This window comes from Solimonas soli DSM 21787 (assembly GCF_000474945.1).
Classification (GTDB): domain Bacteria; phylum Pseudomonadota; class Gammaproteobacteria; order Nevskiales; family Nevskiaceae; genus Solimonas; species Solimonas soli.
The window spans coordinates 213,201-231,380 of record NZ_AXDW01000004.1 but is presented as its reverse complement, the minus strand read 5'-3'; the positions used below and the strand labels follow the sequence as shown (position 1 = coordinate 231,380).

Sequence of the window (18,180 nt, the reverse complement as noted above, 5' to 3'; positions counted from 1 at the left end):
TGCCGACATGAACACGACAAGACCCGACACGCCCGAGCCCGGCCGCCGCGCGCTGTACCGCACGATCTGGCGCTGGCATTTCTACGCCGGCCTGTTCTGCGTTCCCTTCGTGCTGTGGCTGGCGACCACCGGCGCGATCTACCTGTTCAAGCCGCAGATCGACGCCTTCGCCGAGCGCGCCTACGACGGCCTGCCGCTCGACGGGCCGGCGGCGACGCCGCAGGCGCAGGTGCGCGCGGCGCTGGCCGCCGTGCCGGGCGCGACGCTCTATGCCTACGAGCTGCCGCGCACGCCGCAATCGGCGGCGCGTGTGCTGGTCGCGCGCGAGGGCGTCGTCACGCGCGTCTATGTGCATCCGCAGAACCTGCTCGTGCTCGGCCGCGTTGCCGAAGACGACCGCTTCACCCGCCTGATCTTCCGCCTGCACGGCGAGCTGCTGCTCGGCGACCGCGGCTCGATGCTGGTCGAACTCGCCGCGTCGTGGGCGATCGTCATGATCGTCAGCGGCCTGTACCTGTGGTGGCCGCGCGCGGCGGGCGGCCTCGGCGGCGTGGTCTGGCCGCGCCTGCATCGCGGCGGCCGCGTGTTCTGGCGCGATCTGCACGCGGTGGTCGGCCTGTGGGTTTCGGTCTTCGCGCTGTTCCTGCTGCTCAGCGGCCTGCCGTGGACGCACTTCTGGGGCGGCAATCTGAAGACGCTGCGCCAGTTCATTGCCGCCGCGAGCGTGCAGCAGGACTGGAGCACCGGACGCGGCGACGAGCGGCAGCAGATCCGCGCGCGGACCGCGCCGCCGGACGAGCATGCCGGCCATCACATGGGCGGCGGCCACGCGATGCATCACGAGGCGCTCAGCGAGGCCGACAAGGCCTATCTCATGGGCATGCCGGTGCCCGACGTCGCCGCGCCGTATGCGCCGCTCGACCGCCTCGTGCCCGTGGTCGCCGCGCTGCGGCTGCCGCCGCCGGTGCTGATCGCGCCGCCGTCGAAGGCGTCGCCGGACTGGAGCGCGCGGTCCGACACGCAGAACCGGCCGCAGCGCGTGAATCTCACGCTCGATGCCGAGCGCGCCGTCGTGCGCGGGCGCAGCGGCTTCGGCGACAAGCCGCTGCTCGACCGCATCATCGGCACCGGCGTCGCCGCGCACGAGGGCCAGCTGTTCGGCTGGTTCAACCAGCTGCTCGGCCTGTTCACGGCGATCGGCCTCGTCACGCTCAGCGTCAGCGGCCTCGTCATGTGGTGGAAGCGCCGGCTGCCGGGCCGTTCGCCGGCCACGCTCGGCGCGCCGGCCGCCGGCGACGCGCGCGTGCCGGGCCGCGTGATCGCCCTCGCCCTCGCCTTCGGCCTGTTCCTGCCGCTGCTCGGCGCGTCGATGCTCGGCGTGCTGCTCGCCGAGCGTCTCGTGCTGCGGCGCCTGCCGCGGGCGCGCGTGTTTCTCGGTCTCGGCGCGTAGCGCGCCTACGCCTTGCCGTCCGCCTCCTGCCGCCGGCGCAGCAGGAGGCAGACGGCGAAGCCGGTCGCCACGCCCGGCACGATGCCGAGCACGGGCGCGATCCAGCCGTGGCGGATGCGTTTGGCCTTCGCCTCGTAAATGACCCACACCGTCAGCACGCACCAGCAGAAGATCGCATCGAGCGCGTAGCCCGACGAAAACGGATTGACGAAGCCGGCCAGCGCCGCGCCGACGAGGTCGGGATCGCGCAGCAGCGGCGGCCCGCGCAGCGCCGCGAAGGCGAGCGCGAAACCGGCGCCGAGCACGATCAGCAAGGCGCGGAAGAGTGAAGAACCCCTGTGTGCCGCTTCCCGTGGGAAAAGCCGACGCGCGCGTCTGACGAGGCCGCCAGCAGGGCGACGGTCCGGCATCAGAAATGCAGCGCAAGCCGCTGATCTTCATCACGAAGGCTTCATGCGCGCCGGCTAGGCTCGCACTTTTCCCGGCGAGGCTCACGATGATCATCCTTCCTTCGGCGAGGCGCGTGCGCGGCGGCCTCTCGCGCCGCGGCTTCCTCAAGCGCGGCGCCCAGGCCGCGGCCTATGTCGCACTGGCGCGCGCGCTCGCCGCCTGCGGTGGCGGTGGCGACGGCAACGGTGCCGGCGATGGCGCGCGCCTGGCCAAGGTCGGCGCCCTCGGCGAGCCGCTCGACATCGGCATCCGCATTCCGCGCGGCTTCAGCGCGCGCGTGATCGCGCGCGCCGGCGAAACGATCGAAGGCACTGCCCTGCGCTGGCACAGCGACCCCGACGGCGGCGCCACGTTCGCGACCGACGATGGCGGCTGGATCTACGTGTCCAACCGCGAGTTCCTGCCCGGCGGCGTCGACGCGATCCGCTTCGACGCCGGCGGCGCGATCGTCGACGCCTACAACGTGCTGCCCGGCGCGCTGACGCGCATCAATTGCAGCGGCGGCGCGACGCCGTGGAAGACCTGGATGTCCGGCGAGGAATACGACCTCGGCATCGTCTGGGAATGCGATCCCTGGGGCGTCGCCAGCCCGACGCCGCTGCGCGCCCTCGGCACCTTCGCGCACGAGGCGGTCGCCGTCGATCCGCGCACGAACATCGTCTACGAGACCGAGGACAAGCCGGACGGCCGCTTCTACCGCTTCGTGCCGGACACGCCGAATGTCGGCGGCAAGCCGGACCTCGCGCGCGGCACGCTGCAGGTGATGCGCGTGCTCGCCGATCCCGCCACGGTTGCCGCCGATGGCCTGCTGCCGGCGACGAAAGTCGAATGGCTCGACGTGCCGGATCCGAACCCGGTGCTCGGCGGCGTGCTGATCGGCAAGCCGACGCGCGAGCAGGTGCCGGAGAGCACGGCCTTCGACGGCGGCGAAGGCATCTGGCATCACGAGGGCCTGATCTATTTCACGACCAAGGGCGACCGCAAGATCTGGGCGCACGACACCGCGGCCGGCACCCTCGCCTGCGTCTACGACGACAGCCTCTACGCCGCGCCGGTGCTCGACTCGGTCGACAACATCCTCGTCACGCCGGGCGGCGATCTGGTCGTCGTCGAGGACAAGAGCGAGGCGAACCAGCAGGCCGTGGCGATCACGCCGGACGGCGCGATCTTTCCGCTGATCGAACTGTCCGGCCAGCAGGGCTCCGAGGTGACCGGCCCGGCGTTCTCGCCGGACGGCCGGCATTTCTATTTCAGCTCGCAGCGCGGTCCCGGCGCCGACGCCGCGACCGGCTCGGCGGGCGTCACGTACTGCGTCAGCGGACCGTGGTTCGGGCGCTGACATTCCGATGATCGCGTCCATGGGGGAACCGCAGTCCTTCACGCCCATTGGGCCACGGTTCCCGTAGGAGCGGCCCATGGCCGCGATCGGCCGCGCCTACGGCAAGAGCACGACCGACCCCGTCGTCCTGCGCGCTTCGAGATCGCGATGCGCCTGCGCGGCGTCGCGCAGTGCGTAGCTGTGATTCACGCTGATCTTCACCGCGCCGCCGCGCACGACCTCGAACAGCGCGTGCGCGCTGCTCTCCAGCTCGTCGCGCGTGGCGATGTAATCGGCGAGCCGCGGTCGCGTCATGAACAGCGAGCCCTTCGCCGCCAGCAGCGCCGGGGCGAACGGCGCGACGGCGCCGCTGGCGTTGCCGAAGCTGACGAACAGGCCGCGCGGCGCGAGGCTGTCGAGCGAGGCGTTGAAGGTGTCGCGGCCGACGCCGTCGTAGACCACCGGCACGCCGCGTCCGTGCGTCAGCGCGCGCACGGTCGCGGCGACGTCTTCCTTGCGGTAATTGACGACGTGGTCGCAGCCGAGCATCCTGGCGATCGCCGCCTTGTCCTCGCTGCCGACGGTACCGATCACGGTCGCGCCGATGTGCTTGAGCCACTGCACGGCGATCTGGCCGACGCCGCCGGCGGCCGCGTGCAGCAGCACGGTCTGGCCGCGCTGCACCGGGAACAGACGGCGGATCAGGTATTCGACGGTCATGCCCTGCAGCATCATCGCCGCCGCCGTGCGCAGCTCGATCGAGGCCGGCACGCGCACCAGCTTGTCGGCCGGGAACGTGCGGTACTCGGCATAGGCGCCGAGCGGGCCGTTGCCGCCGTAGGCGACGCGATCGCCGACCGCGAGCCCGCTGACGCCGGGGCCGATCGCCGCCACGGTGCCGGCGCCTTCGCTGCCGAGCACGGCCGGCAGCGGCACCGCGTACAGGCCGCTGCGGTGATAGGTGTCGATGTAGTTGAGGCCGATCGCCTCGTGCCGGATCAGCACCTCGCCGGCCTGCGGATCGGCGACCTCGATCTCGTCCCAGCTCAGCTGCTCGGGACCGCCGTGCTGGTGGACGCGGATGGCGTGGGCTCGCATCGCGAAAGGCTCCGTTCGACGAGGGATGCGGCGCATCGTAGCGCCGAAGGCTCGCGCGCGCTGCGAGCGTCGCCTTGGCGGCGGCCAGGAAAACGTTCGGCTGCCGCAGGCGCTGTCGATCGCGGCCATGGGCCGCTCCTACGGAGACCGCGGTTTCAGTAGGAGCGCCTCATGGACGCGACCCATGGAACGTCAAGAACGGTCGCGGGAATGACGGAAAACAGGTTCTAGCGCAGCAGCAGCCGCTCGTACAGCGCGAAATACGCGCGCGCCGACGCGCCCCAGGAGAAATCGCGCTGCATCGCCGTGCGGCGCAGCTGCGCGCGGCGCTCGGGCTGTTCGTGCAGCGCGAGCGCGCGACGCAGGCCGTACAGCAGGCCGCCGCGATCGGCGTCGTTGAACTGCACGCCGCTCGCCGAGCCGTCGGCGAGCGTGGCCTCGTTGGCATCGACCACGGTGTCGATCAGCCCGCCGGTGCGGCGCACGACGGGGATCGCGCCGTAGCGCTGCGCGTACATCTGGTTGAGGCCGCAGGGTTCGAAGCGCGAGGGCATCAGCAGGATGTCGGCGGCGGCGTTGAAGCGGTGCGCGAGGCGCTCGTCATGGGCGATGCGCACGGCGACGCGGCCCGGCGCCGTGGCCGCGAAGGCCTGCAGCTCGCGCTGCAGCTGCGCCTCGCCGCTGGCGAGGATCGCGTACTGCGCCGGCAGGCGCAGCAGCTCGTCCTGCGCGGCGACGATCAGGTCGGCGCCCTTCTGCTCGGCGAGCCGGCCGACGAACGCCACGAGCGGCCAGTCGCCGGGCGCGAGGCCCAGCTCGGCCTGCAGCAGATATTTGTTGGCGGCCTTGCCGGCGGCGACGTCGTCGACGCCGTAGCGGCGCTCGATCAGCGGGTCTTCGGCCGGATTCCACACCGTGTCGTCGATGCCGTTGACGATGCCGCCGAGCGCGCCGGCGCGCGCGCGCAGCACGCCGTCGAGCCCGCATCCGTACGCCGGCGTCTGGATTTCCGCGGCGTAGCTCGGGCTCACCGTGGTGATCGCGTCGCTGCAGACGATGCCGGCCTTCATGCATGACCAGTCGCCCCAGAACTCGATGCGCTCGGGCGACCACCAGTGCGCGGGCAGCTGCAGGGCCTCGAACTCGCGGCGGCCGAAGCGGCCCTGGTAGGCGAGATTGTGGATCGTGTAGACCACGCGCGGCGCCGCGGCTTCCTCGCGCAGCCAGGCGGCAGCGAGGCCGGCCTGCCAGTCGTGCAGATGCACGAGGTCGGGCCGGAACGCGGCGTCGCCGCCCAATGCGAGATGCCGTACGGCGGCGGCGAAGCAGGCGAAGCGCAAGGCGTTGTCGGCGAAATCGCGGCCCTGCTCGTCGCGGTACGGATCGCCGCCGCGCTCGTACAGCGCCGGCGCCGCGACGAGGTATACCGTCAGTGCGGCGGTCGGTCCGGCCATCAGCGTGCCGCGGCGCAGCTGCAAGGTCTGGCCGTGCGCCTGCAGGCTCGCGATCGTCTGCAGGCCTTGGAGCCCTGCGGCGAGACCGTGATAGCCGGGCAGGACGACGCGCGCGTCGACGCCGAGCCCGCGCAGGGCCAGCGGCAGCGCGCCGACCACGTCGGCGAGGCCGCCGGTCTTGATCAGGGGGAAGCATTCGGAGGCCGCGTGCAGGACGTTCATGCGCTGGTTCGGTTCGTGCTTGGGGTTTGTGACCGCGGGACCGCATCGATAGTTTAGAGGCGCGGCGGCGTTGTCCGGCCGCACCGTGGAACGGCTTCGTGCAGCTTCGAGGGAAAACCGTGACCATAGGGAACACCGATATCTTTCTGACCGGCGACGCCCGGCAAGGCGTCGAGATCGGACGCATCGCGCAGGGCCCTGCCGAGGATGGCCGCATGAGGGACAGTTCCGAGACGCGCTTCGTCAGCCGCCTGACGCGCGACACCGTGGCGCTGGTGATGGCCGGCGGCCGCGGCACGCGCCTGATGCAGCTGACCACGCAGCGCGCCAAGCCGGCCGTGCCCTTCGGCGGCAAGTTCCGCATCATCGACTTCACGCTGTCGAACTGCATCAACAGCGGCATCCGCCGCATCGGCGTGCTGACGCAGTACAAGAGCAACTCGCTGCTGCGCCCGCTGCAGCTCGGCTGGAGCTTCCTGCGCGGGCAGTTCGGCGAGTTCGTCGAGCTCCTGCCCGCCGAGCAGCGCGGCGAGATCGCCTCCTGGTACGCCGGCACCGCCGACGCCGTCTACCAGAACCTCGATTTCATCAAGGAACATCAGCCGGCGCACGTACTGATCCTCGCCGGCGACCACGTCTACAAGATGGACTACGGGCGCATGCTCGCCCACCACGCGCGCAGCGGCGCCATGCTCACCGTCGGCTGCATCGAGGTGCCGGTCGGGGAGGCCAGCTCGTTCGGCGTGATGGAAGTCGACGAGAACACGCGCGTCGTGCGCTTCGAGGAGAAACCGAAGCAGCCGCGCAGCATGCCGGGCAAGCCGGACCGCGCGCTGGCCAGCATGGGCATCTACGTGTTCGACGCGCACTTCCTGCTGCGCTGGCTGATGCGCGACGCCGGCATCGCCGAGTCGAGCCACGATTTCGGCAAGGACGTCGTGCCCTCGGCGATCAAGGAGGGCGTGGTCTACGCCTACGAATTCACCGATCTCTACGACAGCGGCAAGCAGGGCTACTGGCGCGACGTCGGCACCGTCGACGCGTACTGGCAGGCCAACATCGAGCTGACCGAGGTCACGCCCGAGCTGAATCTCTACGACGAGGAATGGCCGATCTGGACGCACACGCCGCAGCTGCCGCCGGCCAAGTTCGTGTTCAACGATGACGCGCGCCGCGGCTGCGCGGTCGATTCGCTGGTCAGCGGCGGCTGCATCGTCTCCGGCGCGCAGGTCAGCCGCAGCGTGCTGTTCTCGAAGGTGCGCATCGACAGCGGCAGCAGCGTCGAGGAAAGCGTGGTGCTGCCGGACGTGCGCATCGGCCGCAACTGCCGCGTGCATCGCGCCATCATCGACGAAGGCTGCGTGCTGCCGGACGGCACGACGATCGGCGTCGATCGCGAGCGCGATCGGCGCCTGTTCCACGTCAGCGAAGGCGGCGTGACGCTGGTGACGCGCGAGATGCTGGAGAGCTAGGGCCTCTTGCCGCCATGCGCGCATTCATGAGCGAGTCATCCACGGGCGGTGAGACTGCGTCGGATCGCCACAGCAGGTGGTCCGCCCTCGCACCGCCATGTCACGATCCGTCATGTCGCAACCCTCAGCCAAGACCCAGCTGAACCCGCTCGCGGATGTCGCCTCGGCCATGGCGGCGCCGCGCATCGCGATCGAGCGTATCGCGCCGGCGGTCGACGGCGGCCGCTTCGCGGCCAAGGCGGTGGTCGGCCAGCCGGTCGAACTCGGCGCCGACATCTTCATCGACGGACACGACCAGCTCGCGGCGCGCGTGCTGTGGCAGCGTGTCGGCGAGCGCGAGTGGCAGGCAGCGCCGCTGCGGCCGGTCGGCAACGACCGCTGGAGCGGCCGCTTCGTGCCGCAGCGCACCGGCCTGCACCGCTACGTCGTCGAGGCCTGGCTCGACACCTGGGCCAGCTACCGCAGCGAGCTGGCGAAGAAGCACCGCGCCGGCGTCGCCACCACGCTCGAAATCGAGGAAGGCCGGCGCCTGGTGACCGCCGCCGCGCGCCGCGCGCCGACGTCGACGGTGCAGCGCTTCGCCGAGCTGCTGGCGCAGAGCGACGATGCCGGCGCGCGCGAGCTGCTGCTGAGCGACGCCTGCGCGGCGGCGATGGCGACGGCCGACGAGCAACGCTTCCTGGTGCGCAGCGAGCCGCCGCTGGCGATCGACGTCGAACGCCTGCAGGCCGGCTTCGCATCCTGGTACGAACTCTTTCCGCGCTCGCAGGTGCGCGCGCCGGACTTCGGGGCGCCGCGGCACGGCACCTTCGACGATGTCATCGCCCGCCTGCCGGCGATCCATGCGATGGGCTTCGACGTGCTGTACTTCCCGCCGATCCATCCGATCGGCCACACGCACCGCAAGGGCCGCAACAACAGCCTGTACGCCAGCTTCAGCGATCCCGGTTCGCCCTACGCGATCGGCAGCGAGCGCGGCGGCCACGACGCCGTGCATCCGCAGCTCGGCGGCATCGAGGCCTTTCGCCGCCTGCGCGTCGCGGCGGCCGACTACGGCATCGAGCTGGCGCTCGACTTCGCCGTCCAGTGCTCGCCCGACCATCCCTGGCTGAAAGAGCATCCGGAGTGGTTCTCGTGGCGGCCGGACGGCTCGATCCGCTATGCCGAGAATCCGCCGAAGAAATACGAGGACATCGTCAACGTCGACTTCTACGCCGACGGCGCGCGGCCGGCGCTGTGGCTCGCGCTGCGCGACGTCATCGAATACTGGATCGGCGAAGGCGTGAAGATGTTCCGCGTCGACAATCCGCACACCAAGCCGCTGCCGTTCTGGCAATGGCTGATCGCCGACATCCGCTCGCGCCATGCCGACGCGATCTTCCTGTCGGAGGCCTTCACGCGACCGGCGATGATGTACCGCCTCGGCAAGATCGGCTTCACGCAGAGCTACACCTATTTCACCTGGCGGCACGGCAAGCAGGAGCTGACCGACTACCTCGTCGAGCTGACGCAGGGGCCGGCACGCGATTTCTTCCGGCCGCATTTCTTCGTCAACACGCCTGACATCAACCCCTACTTCCTGCAGACCTCGGGCCGCGCCGGCTTCCTGATCCGCGCCGCGCTCGCCGGCACGCTGTCCGGCCTGTGGGGCCTGTACAGCGGCTTCGAGCTTTGCGAAGGCGCGGCGCTGCCGGGCAAGGAGGAGTACCTCGACTCCGAGAAGTACGAAATCCGGCCGCGCGACTGGCACGCGCCCGGCAACATCGTCGCCGAGATTTCGCGGCTCAATCACATCCGCCGCGACAATCCGGCGCTGCACACGCATCTGAACCTGAAGTTCTACAGCGCCTGGAACGATCAGGTGCTGTGGTACGGCAAGCACACGCCGGACAAGTCCAACTTCGTGCTCGCCCTGGTCAGCCTCGATCCGCACCACGGCCAGAGCGTGCATTTCGAGGTACCGCTCTGGGAGTTCGGCCTGCCCGACGACGGCCGCGTCGAGGTCGAGGAGCTGATGGGCGGCGGGCGCTTCGTCTGGCAGGGCAAGACGCAGCACTGGTGGTTCGATCCGCACGGCGGCCTGCCGTTCGCCATCTTCCGCATCCGTCCCGCGCTCTGACATGGCACGCAACGGCAAGCACGGACAGACCTTCCGCGAGGCGCCGGCCGGCACGCCGTTCACGGTCGATCCGCTGTGGTACAAGGACGCGGTCATCTACCAGGTGCACGTCAAGAGCTTCTACGACGCCAACGGCGACGGCATCGGCGATTTCGCCGGCCTGATCGCCAAGCTCGACTACATCGCCGAGCTCGGCGTCAACACGATCTGGCTGCTGCCCTTCTATCCGAGCCCGCGCCGCGACGACGGCTACGACATCGCCGAGTACCGCGGCGTGCATCCCGATTACGGCACGCTCGGCGACGCCCGGCGCTTCGTGCAGGAGGCGCACAAGCGCGGCCTGCGCGTCATCACCGAGCTGGTCATCAATCACACCTCGGACCAGCATCCCTGGTTCCAGCGCGCTCGGCGCGCCAGGCCCGGCTCGGCGGCGCGCAATTTCTACGTGTGGTCGGACAGCGAGCGCGCCTACGACGGCACGCGCATCATCTTCCTCGACACCGAGAAGTCGAATTGGACCTGGGACCCGGTGGCCGGCGCCTACTACTGGCACCGCTTCTACGCGCACCAGCCGGACCTCAACTTCGACAACCCGCAGGTGCTCAAGGCCGTGCTCGGCGTGATGCGCTTCTGGCTGGAGATCGGTGTCGACGGCCTGCGCCTCGACGCCGTGCCGTACCTGATCGAGCGCGAAGGCACCAGCAACGAGAACCTGCCGGAGACGCACGCGATCCTCAAGCGCATCCGCGCCGAGCTGGACGCCAACTTCGAAGGCCGCATGCTGCTCGCCGAGGCCAACCAGTGGCCGGAGGACACGCAGCAGTACTTCGGCGGCAAAGCCGCGGACAAGCCGGCGGGCGGCGGCGGCGCGCCGTCGGCGGACGACAACGTCGTGCTGGGCGACGAATGCCACATGGCCTTCCACTTCCCGCTGATGCCGCGCATGTACATGGCGCTCGCCCAGGAAGACCGCTTCCCGATCACCGACATCCTGCGCCAGACGCCGGACATCCCGCCGAACTGCCAGTGGGCGATCTTCCTGCGCAACCACGACGAGCTGACGCTGGAGATGGTCACCGACAAGGAGCGCGACTATCTCTGGAACTACTACGCCTCCGACAAGCGCGCGCGCCTGAATCTCGGCATCCGCCGCCGCCTCGCGCCGCTGCTCGAACGCGACCGGCGCCGCATCGAGCTGCTCAACTCGCTGCTGCTGTCGATGCCGGGCACGCCGGTCATCTACTACGGCGACGAGATCGGCATGGGCGACAACATCCATCTCGGCGATCGCGACGGCGTGCGCACGCCGATGCAGTGGTCGCCCGACCGCAACGGCGGCTTCTCGAAGGCCGATCCGGAGCAGCTGGTGCTGCCGCCGGTCATGGGCACGCTGTACGGCTACGAATCGGTGAACGTCGAGGCGCAGACACGCGATCCGCATTCGCTGCTCAACTGGATGCGCCGCCTGCTCGCCGTGCGCAAGCGCCTGCACGTGTTCGGCCGCGGCACGCTGAAGCTGCTCTACCCGCGCAACCGGCGCATCCTCGCCTACCTGCGCGAGTACAGCGATCCGGACGGCAACCAGCAGACCGTGCTCTGCGTCGCCAATGTCTCGCGCGTGGCGCAGGCGGTCGAGCTCGAGCTGGCGCCGCTCGCCGGCCGCGTGCCGGTCGAGATGATCGGCGGCTCGGCGTTTCCGCCGATCGGCCAGCTGCCGTATCTGCTGACGCTGCCGCCCTACGGCTTCTACTGGTTCCTGCTCGCCGCCGAGGCGCAGCTGCCGCCCTGGCACACGCCGCAGCCGGAGCCGCTGCCCGACCTGCAGACCATCGTCCTGCGCCGCGACGTCTCCGAGCTGCTCGACGCGCCGCACCGCAGCGTGCTGGAGCGCGACATCCTGCCGGCCTATCTGCCGAAGCGGCGCTGGTTCGCCGCCAAGGACGAGCGCCTGCGCAGCGTGCGCATCGCCGACGCGGCGATGCTGCCCGGCTTCGCGCGGCCGATCCTGCTCGCCGCGGTCGAGGTCGAGACCGCGCATGGCCGCGAGCAGTACCAGCTGCCGCTCGGCTTCCTGCCCGAGGAGGAGCAGATCAGCGCGCTGCCGCACCAGCTGGCGCTGGCGCGCGTGCGCCGCGGCGCGCGCGTCGGCTACCTCACCGATGCCTTCACCCTGGACGCCTTCGCGCACGGCGTGCTGGCGCGCCTGCGCGAAGGGCGCGGCCTGGCGCTCAGCAACGGCGAGCTGCGCTTCCTGCCGAGCTCGAAGATGCAGGCGCTCGACGTCGCCGCCGACGCCGAGGTGCGCCGCGTCGCCGCCGAGCAGTCGAACAGCTCGCTGGTCGTCGGCGAGAAGGCGATCATCAAGATCATCCGCAAGCTCGCCGCCGGCCGTCATCCCGAAGCGGAGATGGGCCGCTATCTCACCGAAGCCGGCTACACGAACATCGCGCCGCTGCTCGGCGAGGTCACACGGATCGCCAGGGACGGCACGCCGACCGTGCTCGCCGTCGTGCAGGGCTTCGTGCACAACCAGGGCGATGCCTGGACCTGGACACAGAACCAGCTGACGCGCGCGGCGCAGGACGCCGCGCTGGCGACGGCGCCCGGCGGCTTCGAGAAGCGGCAGGACCCGCTGGCCGAGATGGCCGCCGCCGCCGCGGTGCTCGGCCGGCGCCTCGGCGAGATGCACGCCGTGCTGGCACGCGACACCGACAACGCCGACTTCGCGCCCGAAGCGGCCGACGAGGCCGGCGCCGCGGCCTGGGCGGAGCAGACGCGCGCACGTCTCGACGAGGCCTTCGAGGTGCTCGCCGCACCGCGCGAAGGGCTCGACGCCGATGGCCGCGCACTCGCGCAGTCGCTGCTCGGCGCGCGCGCCGCGCTGCGCGCGGCGGCCGACAGACTCGCGCGAGCCGGCGTCGGCTCGCTGCGCACGCGCACGCACGGCGATCTCCACCTCGGCCAGGTGCTGGTCGCGCAGGACGACGCCTATTTCATCGACTTCGAAGGCGAGCCGGCGCGGCCGCTGGCGGAGCGGCGCGCCAAGACCAGCCCGCTGCGCGACGTCGCCGGCATGCTGCGTTCCTTCGACTACGCCGCCGCGGTGGCGCTGCGCGGCGAAGGCAGCGCGGTCGGCGAGGCGCGCATGCGCGGCGACATCGTGAAGGGCTTCCGCGAAGTCGCGCCGCGCAGCTTCGTCGCGGCCTACCTGCAGGCCAGCGCCGGCATCGCCCATCGCTGGGCCGCCGCGCACGGCGCCGACGCGCTGATCGATCTCTTCTGCCTCGAGAAGGCGGCCTACGAAGTCGTCTACGAGGCCAACAACCGCCCCGCCTGGCTCGACGTTCCCCTGCACGGCCTCGCCGCGCTCGCGCGCCGGCTCGGCGTGCTGGACAAGGCCTCATGATCAAGACCCGGATGCAACACACCGACGCGAGTCCGCTCGAACCGCCCGCCGCCGTGCTCGACGCGCTCGTGCGCGGCAGCTGCCACGATCCCTTTGCCTGGCTCGGCCCGCACGGCACGCCTGACGGCGGCGTCGTGGTGCGGGCCTTCCTGCCCAGCGCCGAGCGCGTCGAACTGGTCGAACGCGACGGCGAAGCCGTGCTCGCCACGCTCGAACCGCTGCGCGACAGCGGGCTGTTCGCCGGCCGGCTCGCGCGCCCGGCGGCCTACCGCCTGCGCATCCGCTGGCCCGGCGGCGCCACGCAGGAGACCGAGGATCCCTACGCCTTCGGCCTGCTGCTCGGCGACCTCGATCTGTATCTGATCGGCGAAGGCCGGCACCAGGAACTCGGCCGCTGCCTCGGCGCGCAGATGATGACGATCGACGGCGTCGACGGCGTGCGCTTCGCGGTGTGGGCGCCGAATGCGCGGCGCGTGTCGGTGGTCGGCGACTTCAACGGCTGGGACGGCCGCCGGCATCCGATGCGCCTGCGCAAGCCGTCCGGCATCTGGGAGCTGTTCGTGCCGCGCCTGCCGGCCGGCACGCGCTACAAGTACGAAATCCTCGGCGCGCACGGCCTGCTGCCGCTGAAGGCCGATCCGCTCGCCCGGCAATGCGAGGCGCCGCCGCAGACGGCGTCGATCGTCGCCGCTCCGGATCGCTACGAATGGCACGACCAGGCCTGGATGGCGGCGCGCGCGCAGCGTCAGTCGGTCCACGCGCCGATGGCGGTCTACGAGGTGCACGCCGGTTCCTGGCGACGGCGCTGGGATCCCGGCCATCCGTCGCTGTCCTGGGACGAGCTCGCCGAGCAGCTGATTCCCTACGTGGCCGATCTCGGCTTCACGCACATCGAGCTGCTGCCGGTGATGGCGCACCCCTTCGGCGGCTCCTGGGGCTATCAGCCGCTGGGCCTGTACGCGCCGCATGCGCCGCTCGGCGAGCCCGACGGCCTGCGCCGCTTCGTCGACCGCGCGCACCAGGCCGGCATCGGCGTGCTGCTCGACTGGGTGCCGGCGCACTTTCCGACCGACGCGCACGGCCTCGCGCGCTTCGACGGCACCGCGCTCTACGAGCACGAGGACCCGCGCGAAGGCTTCCACCAGGACTGGAACACGCTGATCTACAACCTCGGCCGCCGCGAGGTGCACGGCTTCGTGCTCGCCAGCGCGCTGCACTGGCTCGAGCACTATCACATCGACGGCCTGCGCGTCGACGCCGTGGCGTCGATGCTGTACCGCGACTACTCGCGCAAGGCCGGCGAATGGATCCCCAACCGCTACGGCGGCCGCGAGAACCTGGAGAACGTCGAGTTCCTGCGCGAGCTCAACGAAACCGTGCGCCAGCGCTGCCCGGGCGCGATCACCGTCGCCGAGGAATCGACCGCCTGGCCGGGCGTGTCGCGGCCGGTCGCCGAAGGCGGCCTCGGCTTCAACTACAAGTGGAACATGGGCTGGATGCACGACACGCTGGAATACGTGCGCCGCGACCCGATCCATCGCCGCCATCACCACCACGAGCTGACCTTCGGCCTGGTCTACGCCTTCTCCGAGAACTTCGTGCTGCCGCTGTCGCACGACGAAGTCGTGCACGGCAAGGGCTCGCTGATCGGCAAGATGCCGGGCGACGGCTGGCAGCGCTTCGCCAACCTGCGCGCCTACTTCGCCTTCATGTGGGCGCACCCGGGCAAGAAACTGCTGTTCATGGGCGGCGAACTCGCGCAGGAGCGCGAATGGAACCACGATGCGCAGCTCGACTGGCCGGCGCTCGCCGATCCGCGGCATGCCGGCATCCAGCAGCTGATCCGCGACCTCAACCGCCTCTACGCGCAGGAACCCGCGCTGCACGCCGCCGACTGCGAGAGCTACGGCTTCCAGTGGCTGATCGGCGACGACGCGGCGAACAGCGTCTACGCCTGGGTGCGCTGGGGCCACGGCGACGCGCGGCCGGTGCTCGCCGTCTGCAACTTCACGCCGGTGCCGCGCCACGGTTACCAGGTCGGCTGCCCCTGCCCGGGCCGCTGGCAGGTGCTGCTCAACACGGATTCGGCGTTCTACGGCGGCAGCAACACCGGCAACGCCGGCGCGCTGGAGACCACGCCGACACCGATGCACGGCCAGCCGCACGCGCTGACGCTGACCATTCCGCCGCTGGCGGTGGTGTGGTTGCGGCATGAGGGGTGAGGCGATGACGGCCACGAATCGCAATATTCCCCAGTTTGCTGTCAGTCATTGCTTGGCGGCTTTGGTTTCGCGCTGTCGCGCGCCCTACTTTTCTTTGCTTGTGCAAAGAAAAGTAGGCAAAAGAAAGCACACCCTGGCTCTGCGCCCTCCGCTACGCGGAGGGTTCCCTGCGGTGCTCGATCCGGAGGGCGCGGCCGAAACTCGCGGTGCTGCGCACCGCTCAGACACTCGGCCGCTTTTCTCCCTCCGGATCTGCGCGCCTCGGCGCAACGCAAAGGGGCCCAACATCAAAAGCAACAGCAAAGCTGCGCGCGACGCTGTGCTGCGGCTTTTCGCTTTTGATGTCGGGCCCCTAAGGGCCGCACCGAGCAGCGCAGCGCGCGCAGGGGGTGAGCCGGGGATTTGCGGATGTCCGGTGGACATCCGCCCCGGCGAACGCCCCGCCCCGTGGGCGGGGCCGGATGGCGCGCCAGGACGGCACGCCAAGTCGCCGACAGGCCATGGATGGCCTGTCGGCGACGGCCCCGAGCACGTGAGCAGCGCAGGCTCCGCTCGCGACAGCGAGCGGTGCGGCCCTCAGGGTGTGCTTTCTCTTGGGTACTTCTCTTTGCACAAGCAAAGAGAAGTACCTCGCCGAAGGCGAAATCAAAGGCAGGATCGAGAGCCAAAGCGCCATTGCGCGAGAACCCAAAGCTCTCGCCGAGCAGCCCCGTAGAACACCAAGAACTCCCGATCGCACCCCCATGCTGAGCGACCTCCCCGACCGCCTCCTCCCGCCCGACCCGCAACACGCCGACGGCCCGCTCGGCGCGCACTGGGACGGCCGCGGCACGCACTTCGCCGTGTTCTCGGAAAGCGCCGAACTGATCGAGCTGTGCCTGTTCGACGCCAGCGGCCGCCACGAACTGCGCCTGCCGATGCCCGAGTGCGTCGACGGCATCTGGCGCGGCTATCTGCCGAACGCGCGGCCCGGCCAGCTCTACGGCTATCGCGCCTACGGCGCCTACGAGCCCAAGGCCGGCAAGCGCTTCAACCCGCACAAGCTGCTCGTCGATCCCTACGCGCGCCAGCTCGCCGGCGAGCTGAAATGGCACGACGCGCTGTACGGCTACCGGCTCGGCTCGCCGCGCGGCGACCTTTCGTTTGATCGCCGCGACAGCGCCGCCTACGTGCCGAAAGCGATCGTCGTCGACGACCGCTTCGACTGGGGCGACGATCATCCGCCGCGCGTGCCGTGGTCGCAGACGACGATCTACGAAATGCACGTGCGCGGCTTCAGCAAGCGCCGCGACGGTCTTTACGATCATGACCGCGGCACCTTCGGCGCGCTCGGCCACCCGCAGACCATCGACTATCTCAAACGCCTCGGCGTCACCGCCGTCGAGCTGCTGCCGACCCACGCCTTCGTGCGCGACCGCTATCTGGTCGACCAGGAGCTGACGAACTACTGGGGCTACAACACGCTCGCCTTCTTCGCGCCGGACCGCGCCTATCTTTCCGACGGTACGCTCGGCCAGATCAAGTGGGCGATCAAGCAGCTGCACGCGGCCGGCATCGAGGTGATCCTCGACGTCGTCTACAACCACACCTGCGAGGGCAACGAGCTCGGTCCGACGCTCTCCTTGCGCGGCCTCGACAACGCAGCCTACTACCGCCTGCTGCCGAACAACCTGCGCCACTACATCAACGACACCGGCTGCGGCAACACCGTCAATCTCAGCCATCCGGCGACCATCCGTCTGGTCATGGATTCGCTGCGCCACTGGGTGCGCGAGTTCCACGTCGACGGCTTCCGCTTCGATCTCGGCGTGACGCTCGGCCGCGAGCCGAGCGGCTTCGATCCGGGCGCCGGCTTCTTCGACGCGCTGATGCAGGACCCGCTGCTGGCGCGCGTGAAACTGATCTCCGAGCCCTGGGACATCGGCCCGGGCGGCTACCAGATCGGCAACCATCCGGCCGGCATGGCGGAATGGAACGGCAAGTTCCGCGACGACGTGCGCCGTTACTGGAAGGGCGACGCCGGCCTGCGCCCGGCGCTCGCCGCGCGCCTGCAGGGCTCGGCGGAGATGTTCGACCATCACCGCCGCCGGCCGTGGGCCAGCGTCAACTTCGTCACCGCGCACGACGGCTTCACGCTCGAAGACCTGGTCAGCTACAACGGCAAGCACAACGAGGCGAACGGCGAGAACAACCGCGACGGCAGCGACCACAACGACAGCTCGAACTGGGGTGTCGAAGGACCGACCGACGATGCCGGCATCGTCGCGCAGCGCGAGCGCGTCAAGCGCGCGATGCTGGGGACGCTGCTGATCTCGCACGGCACGCCGATGCTGCTGGCCGGCGACGAATTCGGCCAGACGCAGAAGGGCAACAACAACGCCTACTGCCAGGACAACGAGCTTTCCTGGCTCGACTGGTCGCGGCTCGACGACCCGCGCGGCGCCGCGCTGCGCGATTTCGTCGCGCAGATGCTGGCGCTGCGCCGCGAGCAGCCGCTGCTGCAGGGTCTGCAGTTCCAGCACGCGCGCGTCGAGCTGGCGCCGGGCCTGCGCGACGTGTTCTGGTTCGACGAGGACGGCGTGGAGCTGTCGGCCGACGACTGGAACAACCCGAACGCGCGCCTGCTCGGCCTGCGCCGCGCCGGCCTGCGCGGCGGCAACGAGCGCGAGATCGACGTCGTCATCGCCCTGTTCAACGCCGACGGCGACAGCTACCGCTTCGAGCTGCCGCCGCCCGCGCTCGATTACCGCCTGCTGATCGACACCGCCGATCCGCAGCGCCGCGAGCTGCGCCTCGTCGACGGCGGCGTCGAGATCGCCGGGCACAGCCTGATGCTGCTCGGCGCACGCGTCGAGCGCGCGGCGCTGACGGCGCTGCCGGCCGGCGCGCCGGCGGCGGCGAACGAAGGCGAGCCGCCAGCGCCGGAGAACGACGAGTCGGAGCAGGCCGCGTGAGCACGCGCCACGCGC

At 70.4% G+C, this 18,180-nt stretch carries 10 protein-coding genes; 7 read left to right on the top strand and 3 right to left on the bottom strand.

The features are described from left to right. Positions 1-7: 7 nt before the first annotated feature. Positions 8-1,450 (top strand): PepSY-associated TM helix domain-containing protein, encoded by a 1,443-nt coding sequence (locus tag K344_RS0103685; RefSeq protein ID WP_051361847.1) that lies wholly within the window; start codon positions 8-10, stop codon positions 1,448-1,450. A 5-nt stretch (positions 1,451-1,455) separates the two neighbouring features. Here K344_RS0103685 and K344_RS0103680 read toward each other — a convergent pair whose 3' ends face one another. Then, positions 1,456-1,860: a DUF2834 domain-containing protein gene (locus K344_RS0103680; protein WP_084196930.1), complete on the bottom strand. Its 405-nt coding sequence runs from the start codon at positions 1,858-1,860 to the stop codon at positions 1,456-1,458. Positions 1,861-1,946: 86 nt separating this feature from the next. Here K344_RS0103680 and K344_RS0103675 point away from each other — a divergent pair, with 86 nt between their 5' ends. After that, positions 1,947-3,239 (top strand): alkaline phosphatase PhoX, encoded by a 1,293-nt coding sequence (locus tag K344_RS0103675; RefSeq protein WP_084196983.1) that lies wholly within the window; start codon positions 1,947-1,949, stop codon positions 3,237-3,239. Between the two features lie 96 nt (positions 3,240-3,335). Here K344_RS0103675 and K344_RS0103670 read toward each other — a convergent pair whose 3' ends face one another. Together K344_RS0103670 and glgA are read right to left on the bottom strand one after the other, a co-directional pair. Next, complete coding sequence (locus K344_RS0103670) at positions 3,336-4,316, bottom strand: quinone oxidoreductase family protein (protein ID WP_028079538.1); 981 nt, start codon at positions 4,314-4,316, stop codon at positions 3,336-3,338. 227 nt (positions 4,317-4,543) lie between these two features. Then, on the bottom strand, positions 4,544-5,992 hold the full coding sequence (glgA, locus tag K344_RS0103665; protein WP_028079537.1) for a glycogen synthase GlgA: 1,449 nt from the start codon (positions 5,990-5,992) through the stop codon (positions 4,544-4,546). Between the two features lie 215 nt (positions 5,993-6,207). Here glgA and glgC point away from each other — a divergent pair, with 215 nt between their 5' ends. The 5 genes from glgC (at position 6,208) to glgX (ending at position 18,165) form a co-directional block, all read left to right on the top strand. Further along, positions 6,208-7,464, top strand: a complete 1,257-nt coding sequence (gene glgC / locus K344_RS0103660; RefSeq protein ID WP_028079536.1) for a glucose-1-phosphate adenylyltransferase — start codon at positions 6,208-6,210, stop codon at positions 7,462-7,464. A gap of 112 nt (positions 7,465-7,576) precedes the next feature. Then, a complete protein-coding gene (locus tag K344_RS0103655; RefSeq protein WP_028079535.1) occupies positions 7,577-9,583 on the top strand; it encodes an alpha-1,4-glucan--maltose-1-phosphate maltosyltransferase in 2,007 nt (668 codons plus the stop codon). Between the two features lies 1 nt (position 9,584). Then, positions 9,585-12,989, top strand: a complete 3,405-nt coding sequence (treS, locus tag K344_RS20005; protein WP_084196929.1) for a maltose alpha-D-glucosyltransferase — start codon at positions 9,585-9,587, stop codon at positions 12,987-12,989. Next, on the top strand, positions 12,986-15,211 hold the full coding sequence (glgB, locus tag K344_RS0103645; protein WP_245586100.1) for a 1,4-alpha-glucan branching protein GlgB: 2,226 nt from the start codon (positions 12,986-12,988) through the stop codon (positions 15,209-15,211). Before treS ends, glgB begins: the two co-directional genes overlap by 4 nt. 743 nt (positions 15,212-15,954) lie before the next feature. Next, entirely contained in the window at positions 15,955-18,165 is a 2,211-nt protein-coding gene (gene glgX, locus K344_RS0103640; protein ID WP_028079533.1) for a glycogen debranching protein GlgX, read from the top strand. Positions 18,166-18,180 lie beyond the last annotated feature (15 nt).

Bases quoted from the DNA above. Each gene is read 5' to 3' on its own strand.
- K344_RS0103685 (WP_051361847.1), top strand. From the start codon at position 8: ATGAACACGACAAGACCCGACACGCCCGAGCCCGGCCGCCGCGCGCTG.
- K344_RS0103680 (WP_084196930.1), bottom strand. From the start codon at position 1,860: ATGCCGGACCGTCGCCCTGCTGGCGGCCTCGTCAGACGCGCGCGTCGG.
- K344_RS0103675 (WP_084196983.1), top strand. From the start codon at position 1,947: ATGATCATCCTTCCTTCGGCGAGGCGCGTGCGCGGCGGCCTCTCGCGC.
- K344_RS0103670 (WP_028079538.1), bottom strand. From the start codon at position 4,316: ATGCGAGCCCACGCCATCCGCGTCCACCAGCACGGCGGTCCCGAGCAG.
- glgA (WP_028079537.1), bottom strand. From the start codon at position 5,992: ATGAACGTCCTGCACGCGGCCTCCGAATGCTTCCCCCTGATCAAGACC.
- glgC (WP_028079536.1), top strand. From the start codon at position 6,208: ATGAGGGACAGTTCCGAGACGCGCTTCGTCAGCCGCCTGACGCGCGAC.
- K344_RS0103655 (WP_028079535.1), top strand. From the start codon at position 7,577: ATGTCGCAACCCTCAGCCAAGACCCAGCTGAACCCGCTCGCGGATGTC.
- treS (WP_084196929.1), top strand. From the start codon at position 9,585: ATGGCACGCAACGGCAAGCACGGACAGACCTTCCGCGAGGCGCCGGCC.
- glgB (WP_245586100.1), top strand. From the start codon at position 12,986: ATGATCAAGACCCGGATGCAACACACCGACGCGAGTCCGCTCGAACCG.
- glgX (WP_028079533.1), top strand. From the start codon at position 15,955: ATGCTGAGCGACCTCCCCGACCGCCTCCTCCCGCCCGACCCGCAACAC.